This is a genomic window from Pseudomonas sp. NPDC089422, from assembly GCF_044749405.1.
Classification (GTDB): Bacteria; Pseudomonadota; Gammaproteobacteria; order Pseudomonadales; family Pseudomonadaceae; genus Aquipseudomonas.
This window is the reverse complement of sequence record NZ_JBIVHW010000004.1, coordinates 22,014-41,814: the sequence shown is the minus strand read 5'-3', so window position 1 is coordinate 41,814 and position 19,801 is coordinate 22,014. Positions and strand designations below refer to the sequence as shown.

Below are 19,801 nucleotides of genomic sequence, written 5' to 3'. Positions count from 1 at the left end.
TATTGCTGGCAGGGATGGATTGCGCGGTCTTTACTCCCAGAGATCGGTCTTATGCCGATTCCCCCTAGGAGAAGCTACGAAAATGAGCATAGTACGCACAGCGTTACCCCTGGTACTGCTCACCAGTGTGTTGACTGGTTGTGCAGGTTTGCAAAAAACCGACTGGCCGAAGTGTGCTGCCGTCGGGGGCGTCGCCGGTGCCGGCCTGGGTGCCATCGAGAGTTCCAGCTGGGCTGGCTGGGGCGCGCTGCTCGGCGGTGGCCTGGCGGCGGGCTATTGCTGGGCCCACGGCGATGGCGACGAGGACGGTGATGGCGTGCCGGACAGCCGTGACAAGTGCCCGCATACGCCGCGCGGCGTGAAGGTCGATGCCAATGGTTGTCCGCCTGAGCCGGCGCCTGTGGTCGAGGAAGTGGTGGTGCAGAAAGAAGAAGTGATCGTCATTCGTGATGTGCACTTCGAGTTCAATTCCTCGCGCCTGACTGCGGCCGACAAGGAGCGCCTGAATACGGTCGCTACGCGCCTGAAACAAGAGGCCCCGAGCGCCCGTCTGACCGTGACCGGCCACACTGACAGCGTGGGCTCCGACAAGTACAACCAGAAGTTGTCAGAGCACCGTGCCCACGCGGTAACCGATTACCTGATCGACAGTGGTGTACCTCGCGCCAGCTTCGTTTCGGTGGTGGGTGCTGGCGAAACCCAGCCAGTGGCAGACAATGCCACGGCCGAGGGGCGTGCCATGAACCGTCGTACCGAGATCAAGATCCAGCGTTGACGACCCTGCGCCCGCGCCTTGAGAAGTGGCGCGGGCGCGTCTTTAATCCTGCTAGCCGGTTGCGGCCGATGACACAGGAGCATTCATCATGAGTGTAATGTCGAAGGCGGCGATGCCGTTGCTGGTGGTCACCAGCCTGCTTGCAGGTTGCGCCACCCACAGTGACGGCAGTGCGCCTCTCAATCAAAGGACTTGGCCCATCTGCAGCCTGCGCGGTGGCGCGGTGGGGGGTGGCCTGGGCGCCATCGAGAACTCGAGCTGGGCGGCGGGTCTCGGTGCACTGGGCGCGATCACCGGCGGGCTGATCTGTTATGCCCAGGATGGCGACGAAGATGGCGACGGCGTGTTCGACCGTCGTGATCGCTGCCCCGATACCCCGGCCAACACCCCGGTTGACCACATGGGTTGCCCGCTGCCGCACTATCCGCCATCCCAACCCGCGCCAGAGCCCAAGCCCGAGGTGATCACCCTCGACGACCAGGGTCAGGTGATGTTCGCCTTCAATTCCGCCGACCTCACCCCGGGGAGCGAGGAGCGCCTGAAAAGCCTGCTGCCACGCCTCAACGAGCTGGGGGTCACGCGCATCAAGGTGGTAGGGCATACCGACAACGTTGGCTCCGACAGCTATAACCAGGCGCTTTCCGAACGCCGCGCTGCCAGTGTCGCCGAGTACCTAATCAGTCAGGGCCTGGCGCCGCAGAAGGTGACCAGCGAGGGCCATGGTGCCCACGAGCCAATCGCCGACAACGCCACCGATGAAGGGCGTGCGCACAACCGACGGGTGGACTTGCACCTCAACTGACTGTGCTGGCGCGTGCCTGGGCTTGCAGGTAGTGTTGGCTGCGCGGCACGCTTGCTCGGGCCGCGTAGACATAACAATAAATAGACACGTAGGGGCGGGATATGAAGTTCATCCTGGGCCTGGGCAAGGTCCTGACCGTGGCGTTCTGGGGCGTGGTGCTGTTCAACCTGATGATGCCGCAACCGTTGCCGTTGAATCTGTTGATCAATGCCTTGGGCATTCTGGTGCTGAGCCTGCATTTTCTTGAAGTGCTGTTTTTCAATGGCAGCCTGCGAGGCCGTAGCCATCGCTGGTTCGACCGGCTGCAGATCCTGCTGACCGGCATCTTCCATGTCATGTCCATTCCCCGTCCGCAGGAGGCGCCTCGCCATGCGTAAATTGATGTTGCTGGCGATGTTGGCCGCGCCCATGGCCCAGGCGCAGAGCCTGGAGGTTGCCGCCCATTCCATGCTGCGCCTGCCGAACAAATCGGCCAGCGTGCACCTGGAGCAATTGCGAGTGGCGGACTCGGCGACCTTGCTGTTGCCGGCCACATTGACCGAGCTGAAGGTCGATCATCTGCAACTGGGCCGCGATGCGCGGATTGCCATTGCGCCCGCCGAAGCATCGCTGCTGATTGATGTACGCAATGCTGTGCTGGGCGAGGGCAGCGAGATCAGCGCGCCAGGGGCGCCCGGCAGCTATGAACGGGCTGCACGCTCGGGGCGCAGCCTGGAGCTGAGGCTCGCCAAGGTGGATGCCGAGCGCCTGGCCATCGATGCCCGTGGTGGCGCTGGAGCGCCAGGTTACGTGGGCCTTGATGGCGCCAATGGCCAGGCGGGAGGTTGTGCCTGGGGCCAGGCAAGCAAAGGGGCGAATGGCGATGATGGTGGCAACGGCCATGACGGTGCGCCTGGCGGGCGGATTCGCCTGAGTCTGCCGCAGGGGTTCCCGCAGGAGCGCGTCGTGGTGCGCCTGGAAGGCGGTGCGCCGGGCAAGGCCGGGGCTGCCGGCAAGGCCGGTAAAGGCGGGGCGAGCAAGGGTTGCCTGGTGTATCGCACCGATGCCGGGGCCAATGGCCGACCGGGGCAGGAGGGGCAGCCGGGGCTGGCTGGCGCCGAGGGTGAACTGATCCTGCAGCGCCTCTGATAACGGATGCCGGCCCACCGCCGGCACCCGCAACATCACATCAGCAGTCGCGAACTGGCCACTGCGACGACCGCAAGGCCAAGCAGCAGGTTGATCCCCACCATCCGCCGAATGCGCCCCAGCACGGCGGCCCCTGCCGGCCAGTCCTCGGCCTGCACCGCCGCCTTGAGCTCCGGCAGCAGCAATGCCTGGATGCGCATGAACAACGCGAACATGGCAATCCCGCCGCCAATCATCACCTGGACATACTTGGGCGCAGTCTCGAAGCCGCTGAAGCGCATGTGCAACATGCCGATACCACTTATCGCCAGAATCGCCACGGCCAGCCAGACCCAGACGAAGAAGCGTCGGAAAACTTCCACCCACAACCGCAGCCGGGCAGGCCCTTCAAGGGCTGCAACCGTTGCCGGGCGCAGCACCAGCCAGGCGAAGAACATGCCGCCGACCCATACCAGGGCGGCGAGAACATGCAGTGTGTAGGGCAGGGCAAAGGCTAGCATCCGGATCTCCATGCGGCACAAAGGGCAATAGCGGGGTATGATAGCTGCCCCATGCGAAACACTGAAAATATATCCAGCCCTCCGGGCGCCTGCAGACCATGATCAGCAACGAACTCAAAGCCACCATCCAGGGCGCCTACACGCGTTTTCTCGAAGCCAAGAGCCTCAAGCCGCGGTACGGCCAGCGCCTGATGATCGCCGAAGTGGCCAAGGTGCTCGGCGACATCGCCTGTGACGACGAAGGGCGCCGTGCTGGCGAACCCGCCGTGGTTGCGGTGGAGGCGGGCACCGGTACCGGCAAGACGGTCGCCTACGCGCTGGCCGCGATCCCGGCTGCCAAGGCCGCCGGCAAGCGCCTGGTGATTGCCACCGCGACCGTGGCCTTGCAGGAGCAGATCGTCATCAAGGACCTGCCGGACCTGATGCGTAACAGCGGCCTGAACTTCAGCTTCGCCCTGGCCAAAGGCCGCGGCCGTTACCTGTGCCTGTCCAAGCTCGACATCCTGCTGCAGGAGGGCCACGCGCAGTCGGCCACTGCCCAGCTGTTCGAAGAAGAAGGCTTCCACATCGAGGTCGACGAGCGTAGCCAGAAGCTGTTCAACAGCATGATCGAAAAGCTCGCCGGCAACCGTTGGGACGGCGACCGCGACAGCTGGTCGGAGGCGATCGAGGACCAGGACTGGGCGCGGCTGACCACTGACCACAGCCAGTGCACCGGCCGCCACTGTCCGAATTTCCAGCAGTGCGTGTTCTACAAGGCCCGTGAGGGCATGGGCAAGGTCGATGTGATCGTCACCAACCACGACATGGTCCTGGCCGACCTGGCCCTGGGCGGTGGCGCGGTGCTGCCTGACCCGCGCGACACCCTGTACGTGTTCGACGAAGGCCACCACCTGCCAGACAAGGCCATCGGCCACTTTGCCCATTATTCGCGCCTGCGCTCCACTGCCGACTGGCTGGAGCAGACGGCCAAGAACCTGACCAAGCTGCTGGCCCAGCACCCGTTGCCGGGCGACCTGGGCAAGTACATCGAACAGGTGCCGGAGCTGGCGCGGGAAGTGCGCACCCAGCAGCAGTTCATGTTCACCCTGTGCGAGCAGGTTGCCGACTTCCGCCCGAGCGAGGACACCGAAGGCCGGGAGCGCCCGCGTTACCGTTTCGAGGGCGGTGTGGTGCCGGAGCAGATTCGCGAAGTCGGCATCGAGCTGAAAAAGGGCTTCGCCCGCCTCAATGACCTGTTCACCCGCCTGGCCGACCTGCTCAAGGAAGGTATGGACGGTGAGGTCAACATCGGCATCGCCAGCCACCAGGCCGAGGAGTGGTACCCGCTGTTCGGCAGCCTGGTCACCCGCGCCCAGGGCAACTGGGAGCTGTGGACCGCGTTCACCGCCGAAGACCCGGAAGACAGCCCGCCCATGGCGCGTTGGCTGACCCTGGCCGAAAGCGGCGCGCTGTTCGACATCGAGGTCAATGCCAGCCCGATTCTGGCCGCTGAAATGCTACGGCGCAGCCTCTGGAGTGTCGCCCACGGCGCCCTTGTGACCTCGGCTACGTTGACCGCACTGGGCAAGTTCGACCGCTTCCGCATGCGCTCGGGGCTTCCCCGCGATGCCGTCACTTGCGTGGTGCCCAGCCCGTTCGTGCACGGCGATGCCGGCCTGTTGCGGGTCCCCGATCTCAAGGCCGACCCGCGCGACGCGGCGGCACACACCGCGGCGATCATCCGCGAGCTGCCGAGCATTGTCGAAGATGCCCGTGGCGCACTGGTGCTGTTCTCTTCGCGCAAGCAGATGCAGGAAGTGTTCGACGGCCTGGACCGCGACTGGCGCAAGCTGGTACTGATCCAGGGCAACCTGTCCAAGCAGGAAACCCTGAACAAGCACAAGGCACGGGTCGACGATGGTCAGCACAGCGTGCTGTTCGGCCTGGCCAGCTTCGCCGAGGGTGTCGACCTGCCAGGTGCCTATTGTGAGCATGTGGTCATCGCCAAGATCCCCTTCGCCGTGCCCGACGACCCGGTCGAAGCGGCACTGGCCGAATGGATCGAAGCCCGCGGTGGCAACCCGTTCATGGAGATTGCCGTCCCCGACGCCTCGCTGCGCCTGATCCAGGCCTGCGGTCGCCTGTTGCGTACCGAACAGGATCGCGGCGTCATCACCTTGCTGGATCGGCGTCTGGTCACGCAGCGCTACGGCAAGGCTATTCTCAATGCGCTGCCGCCATTCCGGCGGGAAATTTCCTGACGGCCGGAGCATGAAGCACCGGCCCGTTGTCCATGACTCAGTCGCGGGCCCATGAGGGCCTGGAAGGAGAGCCTCAGCCCCATGATTCGCCGCAGCTTGCCCGTGGTATTCACTCTGTTGTTCAGCACGCCTTTGCTGGCCGGGCAACAGACGCTGTTCAGCTTCGTCCGCCCGGCCTCGGTGGTCAATGTGGCGACCGAAGGCACCGGCATGCCGCAGTACAACGCGGAGCAGACGGCCGAAGGCGAGGTGCTCAGGCGGGTGGTGTTCAACCCGGTCGAACGGCCCACCTTGCGCCTGAGCCCGCAGAGCGGCGTGTGGGACTGGTCGGCTGGGCAGTTCCTCACCTTGCGCATGCAAAGCGCCCAGGACTGGGCCTTGACCGTTGATGTCACGGTGCTCGCCAGCGATGGGCGCACGCTGAGCAGCCGTATCGACCTGCCTGCAGGGCCTGCGCAAACGGTCATGGTGCCGCTCAAGGCCAGTTCGCCGCTGAGCCAGGGCATGCGTGCCGGTCCGCCCATGCCCTGGGTCTACGAAGGGCAGCGGTTGCTGTTGACCAGCAGTGCCGGTGAGGTTGACCTCAAGCAGGTGGTATCGGTCAGCCTGACCATACCCAACCCGAAGGTGGCGCAGAACCTGCTGATCGAGAAGGTCGGCATCCAGGACGACGACCAGGCCTACCAGGCGGCCTACCACGAGTTGATCGATACCTTCGGCCAGTCCACCCGGGGGCATTGGCCCGAGAAGATCACCAGCGACGATCAGCTCAAGGCTGCTGACACTCGCGAACAGCAGCAGCTCAAGAGCTGGCTGGCTGACCGCCAGAAGCAGCAGCTGGACAGCTACGGGGGCTTGCTGGCCGGGCCGGCGTTCGCAGCCAAGGGTTTTTTCCGCACGGAGAAGCGCGATGGCCGCTGGTACCTGGTCACGCCGGAAGGCCACCCGTTCTATTCGTTGGGCGTCAATGCCGTGGCCGCTGATGGCGGGCGCACCTACGTTGCCGGCCGCGAGGGGATGTTCAAGGCCTTGCCAGGTGAAGGCGACGCGCTGACGGCCTTTTATGGTGAAGGCAATAACGACGATGGCAACGCCTCGTCGCAAGGGCGCAGCTTCAAGCAGGGGCGTTGGTTCGACTTCTACGCCGCGAATATCCAGCGCACCTATGGCAAGCCTTGCCCGCCAGCCGTGGAGGGGCAAGCACCTCCCGTTTGCCCACCGCTGGCGCTGGACGGCGAGCGTTGGCAGGCTCACACGCTGGACCGGCTGCAGGCCTGGGGCTTCAATACCCTGGGTAACTGGAGTGACCCGGCCGTCGGCCAGGCCAAACGCATGGCCTATACCTTGCCGCTGTCGATCGTCGGTGACTATGCCAGCATCAGCACTGGCATGGACTGGTGGGGCCGCATGCCTGACCCGTTCGACCCACGGTTTGCCATGGCCACGGAACGCGCCGTGGCCATTGCCGCACGCGATCACCGTGACGACCCCTGGCTGATCGGCTATTTCGCCGACAACGAATTGGCCTGGGCTGCACCCGGCAGCGACCCCAAGGCGCGCTATGGCCTGGCCTATGGCACCCTGCGCCTGACCACCGACGTGCCGGCCAAGCGCGCTTTCCTCAAGCAGCTGCGCGACAAGTATCGCAACCAGGAGGGGCTGTCCAAGGCCTGGGGCATCGACCTGCAGGCCTGGGAGCTGATGGAAGACCCAGGCTTCGAGGCACCGCTGCCCAACCCCGAGCACCCGGAAATCGAGCGTGATTACCAATATTTCCAGCAGGTATTCGCCGAGACCTACTTCAAGACCATTTCCGATGCGCTGAAGTGGCATGCGCCCAACCACCTGCTGCTGGGCGGTCGCTACGCCGTGAGCACACCGGAAGCGGTCAAGGCCTGCGCCGAGTTCTGCGATGTCCTGAGTTTCAACTTCTATACCCTCAAGCCCGAGGATGGATATGACTTTGCCCGCCTGGTCGAACTCGACAAGCCGGTGCTGGTGTCTGAGTTCCAGTTCGGTTCGCGCGACCGTGGGCCGTTCTGGCCCGGGCCGGTGGAAGTGGCCAGGGAAGAGGACCGTGGGCCTGCTTACGGCAACTTCCTCAAGGCTGCCCTGGCACAGCCGATGATCGTCGGCGTGCATTGGTTCCAGTACCTCGACCAACCGGCCAGCGGGCGTTTGCTTGATGGCGAGAACGGCCACCTGGGCCTGGTGGCGATCACCGATGTGCCGTACCCGGGGTTCGTCGAGGCAGTGCGCAAGAGCAACCTGCAGGCCGTTGGTCAGTTACGCGCCGAGCTGGAGAAAAACGCCCCCTGAAGGTCTACCGGGGGCGCTTGCGCCCCCTGGCACAGATGAAACTGCTGTTTCGGCACCGACCATCCGCCCTTGCCCAGTAGGCAAAACCGCCAACTGCTGAAACAATGCACGCCTTTGTCAGCAAGGTCGTACGGAGAACAGCGGGTGCAGATCCAGGGTCACTATGAGCTGAAGTTCGAAGCGGTGCGCGAAGCGTTTGCGGCATTGTTCGAGGATCCCCAGGAGCGTGGCGCGGCGCTGTGCATCCAGGTCGGTGGCGAGACCGTGGTCGACCTGTGGGCGGGCAGTGCCGACAAGGACGGCCAGCAGGCCTGGCACAGCGACACCATCGCCAACCTGTTCTCCTGCACCAAGACTTTCACCGCCGTGACGGCGCTGCAACTGGTGGGTGAGGGCAAGCTTGCCCTGGATGCCCCGGTGGCGCGCTACTGGCCGGAATTCGCCCAGGCCGGCAAGCAGAACATCACCCTGCGCCAGTTGCTCAGCCACCGTGCCGGCTTGCCGGCCATCCGTGATCTGCTGCCGGCTGAAGCCTTGTATGACTGGCAAACCATGGTCGATGCCCTGGCCGCCGAAACGCCCTGGTGGACGCCCGGCACCGAGCACGGCTATGCCGCCATCACCTACGGTTGGCTGATCGGCGAACTGATCCGCCGCGCTGATGGCCGTGGCCCGGGTGAGTCGATCGTCGCCCGTACCGCCCGGCCGCTGGGGCTGGACTTCCATGTCGGCCTGGCCGACGAAGCGTTCCACCGTGTGGCGCATATTGCCCGTGGCAAGGGCAACGCGGGTGATGCCGCAGCCCAGCGCCTGCTGCAGGTGACCATGCGTGAGCCCGAGGCGCTGTCGACTCGCGCCTTCACCAATCCGCCGGCAATCCTGACCAGCACCAACAAGCCCGAATGGCGGCGCATGCAGCAGCCGGCGGCCAATGGCCACGGCAATGCGCGCAGCCTGGCAGGCTTCTACGCAGGCCTGCTCGACGGCAGCCTGCTCGAATCCGAACTGCTCGACGAACTGACCCGTGAACACAGCCTTGGCCAGGATCGCACCTTGTTGACCCAGACCCGTTTTGGCCTGGGATGCATGCTCGACCAGCCCGATGTGGCCAACGCCACCTTCGGCCTCGGCGCCCGAGCCTTTGGCCATCCAGGCGCTGGCGGCTCGGTTGGTTTTGCCGATCCGGAGCACGACGTGGCTTTTGGTTTCGTGGTCAATACCCTCGGCCCTTATGTGCTCATGGATCCAAGAGCCCAGCAGCTGGTACGCGTGCTTGGCACTTGCCTTTGATCGGGTAAAGCGGGTATTACGCAACCCCTTTGACTATCCTCAATGCCAACGCCCGAAATGCGTTGGCAAAATATCTTTCAATTTCATGGTGTATCGCTGATGTCTTCACATAAAACCTTAGCTCTCGCCCTGTGCCTGGCCGCTATGACCGGTTGCGCCAGCCACTCCCAGGACACCTCCAAGGACGGCGGCAGCAGCTGGTGGCCATTCGGTTCGGACAAGGTTGCCGACAAGGAAGTGAAAGCAGCGGTTACAGAGAAGGTCGCCAAGGCCGACGCCAAGTCCGAGAGCGCCAGCCACTGGTGGTGGCCGTTCGGCGGTGACGACAAGCAGGCCAAAGGGCCGGTGGTGCCGAAGATCGACGAAAAGGCCACCCAGGCCTGGCTGGACCAGTACGAGCCGAAGCTGCGTGAAGCGGTCAAGGACAGCAAGCTGCAGCTGGAGCGCCGCGACAACGTGCTGGTGGTGACCATTCCGGTCGACGGCTCGTACAACCCGGATCGTCCGAACATGCTGCTGCCGATGACCCTGGCGCCGATCACCCGTGTGGCCAAGGCCGTGGAAGGCGACTCGAAGACTGCCGTGCTGGTCCTCGGCCATGCCGACAACAGCGGTGTGGCCGCTGCCAACCAGAAGCTGAGCCTGGAGCGCGCCGCCTCGGTATCGGCGATCTTCCGTCTGAGTGGCCTGCAGCGTGACCGCCTGTCGCTCAAGGGCATGGGCTCGGAAATGCCACGTGCCGCCAACGACAGCGCCGAAGGCCGTGCCCTGAACCGCCGTGTGGAAATGCTGCTGACGCCGCAGAACACCATGGTTGCCCTGCTGGCCAAGTATCAACAGGCGGCTCCGGTAGCCACCCCGGCTTCGATGGTTGCGGTGCAGGATGCCAAGGTGCCTGCCGCCAAGCCGGCCGAGACCAAGAAACCAGCCGCCAAGCCAGCTGCGAAGAAAGCCGCTGCCAAGCCTGCGGCCAAGGCCACTGCCAAGAAGAAAGCCGCGCCAGCCAAGCCGGCCGCCAAGAAAGCCGCTACCACTGACAAGAAAGTAGCCGCCAACAGCCCTGCGAAGACCAACTGATCGTCAAGGAAACGCAGCCATGACCCAATCCCTGGCCGATATGCGCCGCGACTACACCCGTGATGGCCTGGCCGAAGCCCAGGCCCCGGGTGAGCCGTTCGCCCTGTTTCACCAGTGGTTTGCCGACGCGGTGAAGACCGAGCAGCCCCCGGTGGAGGCCAACGCCCTGACCCTCGCCACGGTCGATGGCGAGGGCCGCCCGCACTGTCGTGTGCTGCTGCTCAAGGGCCTCGATGACCGTGGTTTCACCTTCTTCACCAATTATGACAGCGCCAAGGGCCAGCAACTGCTGGCCAACCCGTTCGCTGCCATGACCTTCTTCTGGCCGGCGCTGGAGCGCCAGGTGCGGATCGAAGGGCGGGTGGAAAAGGTCACGGCCAAAGAGTCGGATGATTACTACCAGGTGCGCCCGCTGGGCAGCCGTCTGGGGGCCTGGGCTTCGCCGCAGAGCCGTGTCATTGCCAATCGTGAGGAGCTCGAAGGCCTGGTCAAGGCCACCGAAGCGCGCTTCTCCGATACCCAGCCGCATTGCCCGGAACATTGGGGTGGCTATCGCTTGCTGCCTGAGCGGATCGAGTTCTGGCAGGGGCGGGCCAGCCGGCTGCATGACCGCTTGAACTATCGCCTGGTCGACGGGCAGTGGACGCGGGAGCGCCTGGCGCCCTGACATCCCCGGGGCTGCCTGGCAGCCCCGTTCCCTCCTCAAACCACACTTCTTCACAGACGATGAAGTAATCCGTGGCTATCCTTGGTCTGAGCTGTAACGCCCGCATTACTGTCGCTACAAGGCTGTACAGGGGCTGAATGGAAATAATTTTTTTGTGCTGGCGCCGTGACAGCCGTCAACGCGCAGCGTCTAATGGACACCTGTTTTTTGGAGATTGTACCCATGCGTAAATCCGCTTTGCTGGTGGCGACTTTCACCACCATGTCGCTGTTGCTTGGTGGCTGTGCCTCCAGCCTGACCGGTGACAGCTACTCCCGTGATGAGGCCCGTCGCGTGCAGACCGTGCGCATGGGGACCATCGAATCCTTGCGTCCAGTCAAGATTGAAGGCACCAAGACGCCGATCGGTGGTGGTGCTGGCGCCATCGTTGGTGGCGTGGCCGGCAGTGCCATTGGCGGTGGCCGTGGCAGCATCGTCACCGCCGTGATTGGTGCGGTGGCTGGTGGCCTGGCAGGTTCCGCTGCCGAGGAAGGCATCACCCGTACCCAGGGCGTGGAAATCACCGTGCGTGAGGATGATGGCAGCATGCGTGCCTATGTGCAGGCTGTGCAGCAGAACGAAATCTTCCGCGTTGGTGACCGTGTGCGCATCATGACCGTTGACGGTACCAGCCGCGTTTCGCACTGATCGTAGCGGCAAATAAAAACCCCGAACGGGCCATGCCAGTTCGGGGTTTTTTGTTGTCCTGGGCCAGTAGCTTTAAAGGCCGAGGATATCGCGAGCCACGGCTTCGGCAATGCGGATACCATCCACACCCGCCGAAAGAATGCCACCGGCATACCCCGCACCTTCACCTGCCGGGAACAGCCCCTTCATGTTCAGGCTCTGGAAGTCCGCTCCACGGGTAATGCGCAGTGGCGACGAGGTGCGCGTCTCGATGCCGGTCAGCACCGCATCATGCAGGTTGTAACCTTTGATCTGGCGGTCGAACGCCGGCAGCGCTTCGCGGATGGCCTCGATGGCAAAGTCCGGCAGGCTCGGCGCCAGGTCACCCAGGGTTACCCCCGGCTTGTACGACGGCTCGACGCTGCCCAGTGCGGTGGACGGCTTGCCAGCGACGAAGTCGCCAACCAGCTGCGCCGGAGCCTGGTAGTTGCTGCCACCCATGACGTAGGCGTGAGCTTCCAGCCGCTCCTGCAGCTCGATGCCGGCCAGTGGGCCGCCCGGGTAGTCGCGCTCGGGGTCGATGCCGACGACGATGCCGGAGTTGGCGTTGCGCTCGTTACGCGAGTACTGGCTCATGCCGTTGGTGACCACCCGGCCCGGTTCGCTGGTGGCGGCGACCACGGTGCCGCCCGGGCACATGCAGAAGCTGTACACCGAACGGCCGTTCTTGGCGTGGTAGACCAGCTTGTAGTCGGCGGCGCCGAGTTTCGGGTGGCCGGCGTATTTGCCCAGGCGAGCCTTGTCGATCAGCGTTTGCGGGTGCTCGATACGGAAGCCCACCGAGAACGGCTTGGCTTCCATGTACACGCCCTTGGCGTGCAGCATGCGGAAAGTGTCACGGGCGCTGTGGCCCAGGGCCAGGACCACATGGCGCGAGTGCAGCTGCTCGCCGCTTTCCAGCACTACGCCGGTCAGTTGGCCGTCTTCGATCAGCAGGTCGGTGACCTTTTCCTGGAAGCGCACTTCGGCGCCGAGGGCGATCATGTCCTGGCGCATCTGCTCGACCATGCCGGTCAGGCGGAACGTACCGATGTGCGGTTTGTTGATGTAGAGAATCTCGTCCGGCGCACCGGCCTTGACGAACTCTTCGAGGACCTTGCGGCCGTGGTGGTTCGGGTCCTTGATCTGGCTGTAGAGCTTGCCGTCGGAGAAGGTCCCGGCGCCGCCTTCGCCGAACTGCACGTTGGACTCGGGGTTGAGCACGCTTTTGCGCCACAGGCCCCAGGTGTCCTTGGTGCGCTGGCGCACTTCCTTGCCGCGCTCGAGGATGATCGGCTTGAAGCCCATCTGTGCCAGCAGCAGGCCGGCGAAGATGCCGCACGGGCCGAAGCCGACCACGATCGGGCGTTCCTGCAGGTCGGCCGGGGCTTGGCCGACGAACTTGTAGGTGACGTCGGGTGCCACGCCAATGTTGTGATCGTCGGCGAACTTGCTGAGCAGCTCGGCTTCGTTGCTGGCTTCAAGGTCGATGGTGTAGATGAACAGCAGCTCGCTGTTCTTCTTGCGCGCATCGTAACTGCGCTTGAACAGGTTGAAGCTGAGCAGTTGCTCGTCGCGGATGCCCAGGCGCTGGACGATGGCTTCACGCAGGGCTTCGTCGGGATGGTCCAGGGGCAGCTTGAGTTCGGTGATTCGTAGCATGGCAGGGTCCAGTATCCCGGCCATGGGCGGCCGGCGGCTTTACACAAACCGCCAAGTATAAGCTGTTAGCCGCCCCGACTGGCAGGATAAAAGCGCCCGGCGATCAGTTGTCGCGCGCACCGCCGTAGTAACCGCAGCCGCGCAGGGTCTGGCCGTCGATGCGCAGCTCGGCGCGCAGGTGACGCACGGCGCCGGTGGCGCTATCGACGCAGCGCTGCGGGGCGACCCACAGCTCAACGTGCTGGCCGTTGGCTTCGCTGGTCAGGGTCAGGCCGCCGCCGGGCACTTCTTCTTCGAGGAACGGCAGGGGCAGTGGGTCCTTGCCGACACGGTTGAGCACCATGCCCTTGCCACTGGCCTTGATGTCCCAGTCCGGTTCGTGGCCATTGGCGCGCAGGGTCAGTTGCTTGAAGTTGGGGTCGTCGCAGGCACGGGTGGAGGGCTCCAGCCGGTACAGGCGGCTGACCCCCAGCTGGCCATCGTTGTCGGCCTGCTTGCTGCCGCTGAGGCGCCCGCGTACGTCGGCGAACAATTTGGCGTTGGCGTCCTTGGCCAGGTTGACGGACTCCTGGAGGATGCCGGTGCCAGCGAGGTCATTGACCACGAAGTGGCGGCTTTCACCGCAGGGTTTGAACAATAGCCGGCCGCCGCCTGCGCTCAGTTCGCCCTGCATGCGCGTGGTACCGATGTTCGGGTCACGGGGCTGCTCGGCCAGCAACTGGCAGCCGGCGAACAGGGGCAGCAGGGCAGAGAGCAGCAGGGTAGGGGTGAGGCGCATGGGGCGGGCTCCGGAGAATCTTTGCCAAAGAGCTGGCCACGATACACGTCCTGCGGGCAGAAAAAAGGGCCCGAAGGCCCTTTTTCATTCAACCACCCAAGTAGGCGTCGCGCACCTTCGGGTCGGTCAGCAGTGCCTCGCCGGTGCCCTGCATCACCACCCGGCCGTTCTCCAGCACATACGCCCGGTCGGCGATCTTCAGCGCCTGGTTGGCGTTCTGCTCCACCAGGAACACCGTCACGCCATCACGGCGCAGCTGTTCGATGATGTCGAAGATCTGCTGGATGATGATTGGCGCCAGGCCCAGCGAAGGCTCGTCGAGCAGCAACAGCTTGGGCTTGCTCATCAGTGCCCGGCCGATGGCCAGCATCTGCTGCTCGCCACCGGACATGGTGCCGCCACGCTGGATGTAACGCTCCTTCAGCCGCGGGAACAGCTGCAGGACCTTGTCCAGCTGCTCCTGGTAGTCGCCCTTGTCGGTGAAGAAGCCACCCATGGCCAGGTTTTCCTCGACGGTCAGGCGGGCGAACACGCGGCGGCCTTCCGGCACCACCGCGATGCTCTTGCGCATGATGTGCGAGGACGGCTGGCCGACCAGCTCCTCACCCAGGTACTTGATGCTGCCGCTGTGCGCCTGCGGCGAGCCGCACAGGGTCATCAGCAAGGTCGACTTGCCAGCGCCGTTGGCACCGATCAGGGTGACGATCTCACCCTGGTTGATCTCCACGTTGACGCTGTGCAGCGCCTGGATCTTGCCATAGAAGGTGGAAACGTTCTCGAACTTCAGCATTTACGCTTCCCCCAGGTAGGCTTTGATCACATCAGGGTTGTCGCGGATCTCCTCCGGCGTGCCGTGGGCCAGGGGCGTGCCCTGGTTGATCACGACGATGTGGTCGGAGATGCTCATCACCAGCTTCATGTCGTGCTCGATCAGCAGCACGGTGACGTTGTGCGACTCACGCAGGTAGGCGATCAGCGCCTTGAGGTCTTCGGTTTCCTTGGGGTTCAGGCCGGCGGCGGGTTCGTCGAGCATGATGATCCGTGGCTGGGTCATCATGCAGCGGGCGATTTCCAGGCGGCGTTGCTGGCCGTAGGCGAGGGTGCCGGCGGTACGGTTGGCGAACTCGGTCAGGTTGACCTTTTCCAGCCAGTACTGCGCGCGCTCCATGGCCTCCTTCTCGCTGCGGCGGAAGTTCGGGGTCTTGAACAGGCCGGCGAAGAAGTTGGTGTTGAGGTGACGGTGCTGGGCGATCAGCAGGTTTTCCAGCGCGGTCATTTCCTTGAACAGGCGCACGTTCTGGAAGGTCCGCACCACGCCCTTGCGGGCGATCTGGTGGCCGGCCAGGCCCTGGATCGGCTGGCCGTCGAGCAGGATGGTACCGCCGCTGGGCTTGTAGAAGCCGGTCAGGCAGTTGAACACCGTGGTCTTGCCGGCACCGTTCGGGCCGATCAGCGCCACCACCTGTTTTTCCTTGACGGTCAGGGCCACGCCGTTGACCGCCAACAAGCCACCGAAGCGCATGCTCAGGCCGCTGACTTGCAGAATTTCACGGCTCATCGATGCAGCTCCATATGGGGGCGTTGCATAGGCAGCAGGCCTTGCGGACGCCAGATCATCATCAACACCATCAGCGCACCGAACATCAGCATCCGGTATTCGCTGAACTCACGCATCAGCTCCGGCAGCAGGATCATCACGATGGCCGCGAGAATCACGCCCAGTTGTGAACCCATGCCGCCGAGCACGACGATGGCGAGGATGATCGCCGACTCGATGAAGGTGAACGACTCCGGTGTCACCAGGCCTTGGCGCGCCGCGAAGAAGCTGCCGGCGAAACCGGCGAAGCAGGCACCCAGGGTAAATGCCGAGAGCTTGATCACGGTGGGGTTCAGGCCCAGCGCACGGCAGGCGATCTCGTCCTCGCGCAGCGCTTCCCAGGCACGGCCGATCGGCATGCGCAGCAGGCGGTTGATCACGAACAGTGCCAGCAGGGCCAGCAGCAGGGCGACCAGGTAGAGGAAGATGACCTTGTTGATCGAGTTGTATTCCAGCCCGAAGAACTCGTGGAAGGTCTGCATCCCCTCGGCGGCCTTGCGCTCGAAGGTCAGGCCAAAGAACTCCGGCTTGGGGATGTTGCTGATGCCGTTGGGGCCGCCGGTCCAGTCGGTGAGGTTGCGCAGGAACAGGCGGATGATCTCGCCGAAGCCGAGGGTCACGATTGCCAGGTAGTCACCGCGCAGGCGCAGTACCGGGAACCCGAGCAGGAAGCCGAAGGTGGCCGACATCAGGCCGGCGATCGGCAGGCAGACCCAGAAGCTCCAGCCCAGGTAGTGCGAGAGCATCGCGTAGCTGTAGGCGCCGACGGCGTAGAAACCGACATAGCCGAGGTCGAGCAGACCGGCCAGGCCGACCACGATGTTCAGGCCCAGGCCCAGCAGCACGTAGATCAGGATCAGCGTGGCGATGTCCACCGCCCCGCGCGAGCCGAAGAACGGCCACACTAAAGCCGCGACGATCAGGCCCATGATCACGTAGCGCTGGGTTTTCGGCAGGGTCAGGTAGTTGCTGACGGCTGGCGGGATCAGCTTGCGATCCGAGCGACGGCCCATCACCGAGTTCCACTGCTTGTCGAACAGCACGCGCAGGAACATCAGCACCGAACACACGGCGATGATACTGATGGTGAACGACCCTTGGCTGTGCACCGCCAGGCTGATGCCGTCGATGCTCAGTTTCAGGCCCAGCACCGGGAAGGCCACGGCCCAGACCAGCAAGGCGCTGAAGAACGCCTGTTTGAGATTTCTGTTCATACTTTTTCAACCTCCGGGCGGCCCAGGATGCCGGTCGGCCGGAACAGCAGGACAAGAACCAACAAGCCGAATGCCACCACGTCCTTGTACTGGTCGCCGAAGATGTCGGCGCCGAAGGCTTCGGCCACGCCCAGCACCAGCCCGCCGAGCATGGCGCCCGGGATGCTGCCGATGCCGCCCAGTACCGCCGCGGTGAAGGCCTTCAGGCCCACCAGGAAACCGGCGTTGGGGTTGATCACCCCGTACTGCATGCTCAGCAGCACGGCCGCCACGGCCGCCAGGGCGGCACCGATGACGAAGGTCAGGGCGATGATGTTGTTGGTGTTGATGCCCAGCAGGTTGGCCATCTTGATGTCCTCGGCGCAGGCGCGGCAGGCGCGGCCCAGGCGGGAACGGGAGATGAACAGGGTCAGGCAGGTCATGGCCACCAGGGTGACCACGAACACCAGGATCTGCATGTAGCTGATCAGTACTTCCTCAGCACCGCCCGGCCCGAAGGAGAAGGCTCCCGGGATCAGGTTGGGGATGGATTTGTCCTTCGAGTCTTGCGACAGCAAGACCGTGTTCTGCAGGAAGATCGACATGCCGATGGCGGAAATCAGCGGGATCAGGCGGTTGCTGTTGCGCAGGGGGCGGTAGGCAACCCGTTCGATGCTGTAGCCATAGGCACTGGTGACGCAGATCGTCGCGACGAAAGCGACGGTCATCAGGATCGGCAGCGAATGGATACCCATCATGGCCAGGCCCGCCAGGGCGATGAAGGCCACGTAGGAACCGATCATGTACACCTCGCCGTGGGCGAAGTTGATCATGCCGATGATGCCGTACACCATCGTGTAGCCGATGGCGATCAAGGCATAGGTGCTGCCGATGGTCAATCCATTAACCAGTTGTTGGAAGAAATGGTAGATCTCAGGCATTACAGCGCTCCTAAAAACCTGATTTGCATTTCGCTGGCCGGGGTACGGCCAGGAAACCGCGGGTGACGGTTTTAAGATTTTCAGGTGGGTCGGCCCCCGGATCGCGGGGATCAGGCCCATGAACCTCGTAAAACAAAGCCCACTGCTCGCACAGTGGGCTTCTACGGTCAGCTATTAGTCACGCAGTTACTGAGGGGAGACTTCGGTCTTCGGCTTGCCGAAGTGCCATTCGTAGACCACGAACTTGAAGTCTTTCAGGTCGCCTTTCTCGTCGTAGGACAGGGTGCCGGTCGGGGTCTTGAAGGAACCGGCGTGGATGGCAGCTGCCACCTTGTCGGTGTCTTCGGACTTGGCAGCTTTAATGCCTTCGGCAATCAGCTCGACAGCCGAGTAGGCCGGGAACACGAACGGGCCGCTCGGGTCCTTGCCGTCAGCCTTGATGGCGTCGACGATGGCCTTGTTCTCAGGATCGGCGTCGAACGACTTCGGCAGGGTCACAAGCAGGCCTTCGGAAGCACCTTGGGCGATCTGCGAGATGGAGTCGTTACCCACGCCTTCCGGGCCCATGAACTTGGCTTTCAGGCCTTTTTCCTGGGCTTGGCGCAGGATCAGGCCCAGCTCGGGGTGGTAGCCGCCGTAGTAGACGAAGTCGACGTTGTTCTGCTTGAGCTTCTGGATGATCGAGGAGAAGTCCTTGTCACCAGCGTTCAGGCCTTCGAAGACGGCAACCTTGGTGCCTTTCTTCTCGAGGGTCTGCTTGACCGCGGTGGCGATGCCTTCACCGTACTGCTGCTTGTCGTGCAGAACGGCAACTACCTTCGGCTTGACGTGGTCGGCGATGTAGTTGCCGGCAGCCGGGCCCTGGGCGCTGTCCAGGCCGATGGTGCGGAAGATCAGTTTGTAGCCACGGGCGGTGATTTCCGGCGAGGTGGCGGCCGGGGTGATCATGATCACGCCTTCGTCTTCATAGATGTCGGACGCTGGCTGGGTGGAGCTGGAGCACAGGTGGCCGATGACGAACTTGACGCCGTCGTTGACCACTTTGTTGGCGACTGCCACGGCCTGTTTAGGGTCGCAGGCGTCGTCGTATTCCTTGGCTTCGAGCATCTTGCCATCGACGCCGCCCTTGGCGTTGATATCCTTGATGGCTTGCTTGGCGCCGATGAACTGCATGTCGCCGTACTGGGTCACAGGGCCGGTTTTAGGGCCCGCGATCCCGATCTTGATGGTATCGGCGGCAAACGAATGGCTGGCTACCCCGGCCAGTACCATTGCGGCGAACAGCTTGGAAATCTTGATCATAGTGCTCCACTCATTCTGTTGTAATTCTTATAGTCCTGGCGGCCAGGGCTACAGACCGGGCGGGATTTGCGGCATGGCCACGCCACACTGCATGCCCACCTTCCCCCGGAACATGTCCCGGAACTGTACCGGTACAGTGTAGAGCGCTGTTTGCGCGCTTGAAAAGCGGGCAAAAACTGCCTGTTCCGCGGGTTGTCGCATGATCGACACAAAGATACAGAAAAGCGCCATCACTTTGCCTGTATCCCCGGCCCCACCCCACAACTTCGGGGCCAATCGACCAAATTACATATTTGAAACCGGGTTTTTCTGCAAAAATGCCGGCCTTTTTTCATTGGCCGAATTTGCGGGTACAAACCCATGACTGATCAAACAAGCACCCTCTATGCCAAATTGCTCGGCGAGACCGCGACAATCGAGTGGAAGGCTTTGGAGCGTTTCTGGGCCAAGGGTGACCTGATTTGGGTCGACCCCAGTCTCGACCTGATCGAGGTTGCAGCGGCAATGGCCGAGAATCGCAGCGAGATCTTCGCCAAGTGGCGTAGTGATGGCACTGTCGGGCCGGTCAGCGCCGAGCAGGCGCTCGACCTGCAAAGCCGCGATCCAGAGATCTGGGCCGTGGTGGTTTCACCGTTCATCGTGATTCAGGCCAAGCAACCGGAATAACGGCGCGCTTTTTTAGTGCGTAAAAACGCACAGCCGCCCCATATCGGTGCTTGTTGACGCTCACGTAAGGTGGAAGTTGGTAACAGTGGTGGGCTGATTCGGCGCTGCGGTAACAGTTTACGGCATGCGTAATGGGGGCTGCAGGGCAGCCCCCGT

Annotated in this window: 19 protein-coding genes; 11 read left to right on the top strand and 8 right to left on the bottom strand. The window is 63.5% G+C overall.

All coding sequences use genetic code 11. The features are described 5' to 3' along the window. The first annotated feature begins 82 nt into the window (after window positions 1-82). The 4 genes from ACIPZ8_RS08825 to ACIPZ8_RS08810 all read left to right on the top strand — a co-directional run bounded on the left by ACIPZ8_RS08825 (window position 83) and on the right by ACIPZ8_RS08810 (window position 2,705). Window positions 83-775, top strand: a complete 693-nt coding sequence (locus ACIPZ8_RS08825; RefSeq protein ID WP_400721655.1) for an OmpA family protein — start codon at window positions 83-85, stop codon at window positions 773-775. An 88-nt stretch (window positions 776-863) separates the two neighbouring features. Further along, window positions 864-1,577 carry an OmpA family protein gene (locus tag ACIPZ8_RS08820; RefSeq protein ID WP_400721652.1) on the top strand — a complete coding sequence of 238 codons (714 nt, stop codon included), beginning with the start codon at window positions 864-866 and terminating at the stop codon, window positions 1,575-1,577. Between the two features lie 101 nt (window positions 1,578-1,678). Further along, entirely contained in the window at window positions 1,679-1,954 is a 276-nt protein-coding gene (locus tag ACIPZ8_RS08815; protein WP_079226805.1) for a DUF1145 domain-containing protein, read from the top strand. Continuing rightward, complete coding sequence (locus tag ACIPZ8_RS08810) at window positions 1,947-2,705, top strand: collagen-like protein (protein WP_400721649.1); 759 nt, start codon at window positions 1,947-1,949, stop codon at window positions 2,703-2,705. Before ACIPZ8_RS08815 ends, ACIPZ8_RS08810 begins: the two co-directional genes overlap by 8 nt. 35 nt (window positions 2,706-2,740) lie before the next feature. Here ACIPZ8_RS08810 and ACIPZ8_RS08805 read toward each other — a convergent pair whose 3' ends face one another. Further along, window positions 2,741-3,205 (bottom strand): CopD family protein, encoded by a 465-nt coding sequence (locus tag ACIPZ8_RS08805; protein WP_294326291.1) that lies wholly within the window; start codon window positions 3,203-3,205, stop codon window positions 2,741-2,743. Between the two features lie 98 nt (window positions 3,206-3,303). Here ACIPZ8_RS08805 and dinG point away from each other — a divergent pair, with 98 nt between their 5' ends. From dinG to ACIPZ8_RS08775, 6 genes are all read left to right on the top strand, one after another. Continuing rightward, window positions 3,304-5,448, top strand: coding sequence for an ATP-dependent DNA helicase DinG (dinG, locus tag ACIPZ8_RS08800; RefSeq protein ID WP_400721646.1), 2,145 nt, complete (start codon window positions 3,304-3,306; stop codon window positions 5,446-5,448). A gap of 81 nt (window positions 5,449-5,529) precedes the next feature. Then, a complete protein-coding gene (locus ACIPZ8_RS08795; protein WP_400721643.1) occupies window positions 5,530-7,767 on the top strand; it encodes a beta-galactosidase in 2,238 nt (745 codons plus the stop codon). A gap of 144 nt (window positions 7,768-7,911) precedes the next feature. Continuing rightward, entirely contained in the window at window positions 7,912-9,057 is a 1,146-nt protein-coding gene (locus tag ACIPZ8_RS08790; RefSeq protein ID WP_400721640.1) for a serine hydrolase domain-containing protein, read from the top strand. 99 nt (window positions 9,058-9,156) lie between these two features. After that, complete coding sequence (locus ACIPZ8_RS08785; RefSeq protein WP_400721637.1) at window positions 9,157-10,134, top strand: OmpA family protein; 978 nt, start codon at window positions 9,157-9,159, stop codon at window positions 10,132-10,134. A gap of 19 nt (window positions 10,135-10,153) precedes the next feature. Beyond that, entirely contained in the window at window positions 10,154-10,801 is a 648-nt protein-coding gene (pdxH, locus tag ACIPZ8_RS08780; RefSeq protein WP_400721635.1) for a pyridoxamine 5'-phosphate oxidase, read from the top strand. Between the two features lie 222 nt (window positions 10,802-11,023). Continuing rightward, window positions 11,024-11,488, top strand: coding sequence for a glycine zipper 2TM domain-containing protein (locus tag ACIPZ8_RS08775; RefSeq protein WP_400721633.1), 465 nt, complete (start codon window positions 11,024-11,026; stop codon window positions 11,486-11,488). A 72-nt stretch (window positions 11,489-11,560) separates the two neighbouring features. On the opposite strand, the gene ACIPZ8_RS08770 is transcribed toward ACIPZ8_RS08775, so the two are convergent. The 7 genes from ACIPZ8_RS08770 to ACIPZ8_RS08740 form a co-directional block, all read right to left on the bottom strand. Beyond that, on the bottom strand, window positions 11,561-13,168 hold the full coding sequence (locus tag ACIPZ8_RS08770) for an NAD(P)/FAD-dependent oxidoreductase (RefSeq protein WP_110639630.1): 1,608 nt from the start codon (window positions 13,166-13,168) through the stop codon (window positions 11,561-11,563). A 103-nt stretch (window positions 13,169-13,271) separates the two neighbouring features. After that, window positions 13,272-13,946 carry a COG3650 family protein gene (locus ACIPZ8_RS08765; RefSeq protein WP_400721629.1) on the bottom strand — a complete coding sequence of 225 codons (675 nt, stop codon included), beginning with the start codon at window positions 13,944-13,946 and terminating at the stop codon, window positions 13,272-13,274. An 88-nt stretch (window positions 13,947-14,034) separates the two neighbouring features. After that, complete coding sequence (locus ACIPZ8_RS08760) at window positions 14,035-14,736, bottom strand: ABC transporter ATP-binding protein (RefSeq protein ID WP_003254879.1); 702 nt, start codon at window positions 14,734-14,736, stop codon at window positions 14,035-14,037. Continuing rightward, window positions 14,737-15,504, bottom strand: coding sequence for a high-affinity branched-chain amino acid ABC transporter ATP-binding protein LivG (gene livG, locus ACIPZ8_RS08755; protein WP_008097486.1), 768 nt, complete (start codon window positions 15,502-15,504; stop codon window positions 14,737-14,739). It lies immediately after the preceding gene. Beyond that, a complete protein-coding gene (locus ACIPZ8_RS08750) occupies window positions 15,501-16,757 on the bottom strand; it encodes a high-affinity branched-chain amino acid ABC transporter permease LivM (protein ID WP_400721626.1) in 1,257 nt (418 codons plus the stop codon). Before ACIPZ8_RS08750 ends, livG begins: the two co-directional genes overlap by 4 nt. Further along, entirely contained in the window at window positions 16,754-17,677 is a 924-nt protein-coding gene (gene livH, locus ACIPZ8_RS08745) for a high-affinity branched-chain amino acid ABC transporter permease LivH (RefSeq protein WP_167070573.1), read from the bottom strand. Before livH ends, ACIPZ8_RS08750 begins: the two co-directional genes overlap by 4 nt. A gap of 186 nt (window positions 17,678-17,863) precedes the next feature. After that, on the bottom strand, window positions 17,864-18,979 hold the full coding sequence (locus ACIPZ8_RS08740) for a branched-chain amino acid ABC transporter substrate-binding protein (protein WP_400721623.1): 1,116 nt from the start codon (window positions 18,977-18,979) through the stop codon (window positions 17,864-17,866). A 360-nt stretch (window positions 18,980-19,339) separates the two neighbouring features. On the opposite strand from ACIPZ8_RS08740, the gene ACIPZ8_RS08735 reads away from it, so the two are divergent. Continuing rightward, entirely contained in the window at window positions 19,340-19,645 is a 306-nt protein-coding gene (locus ACIPZ8_RS08735; RefSeq protein ID WP_400721620.1) for a DUF2288 domain-containing protein, read from the top strand. The last annotated feature ends 156 nt before the right edge of the window (window positions 19,646-19,801 follow it).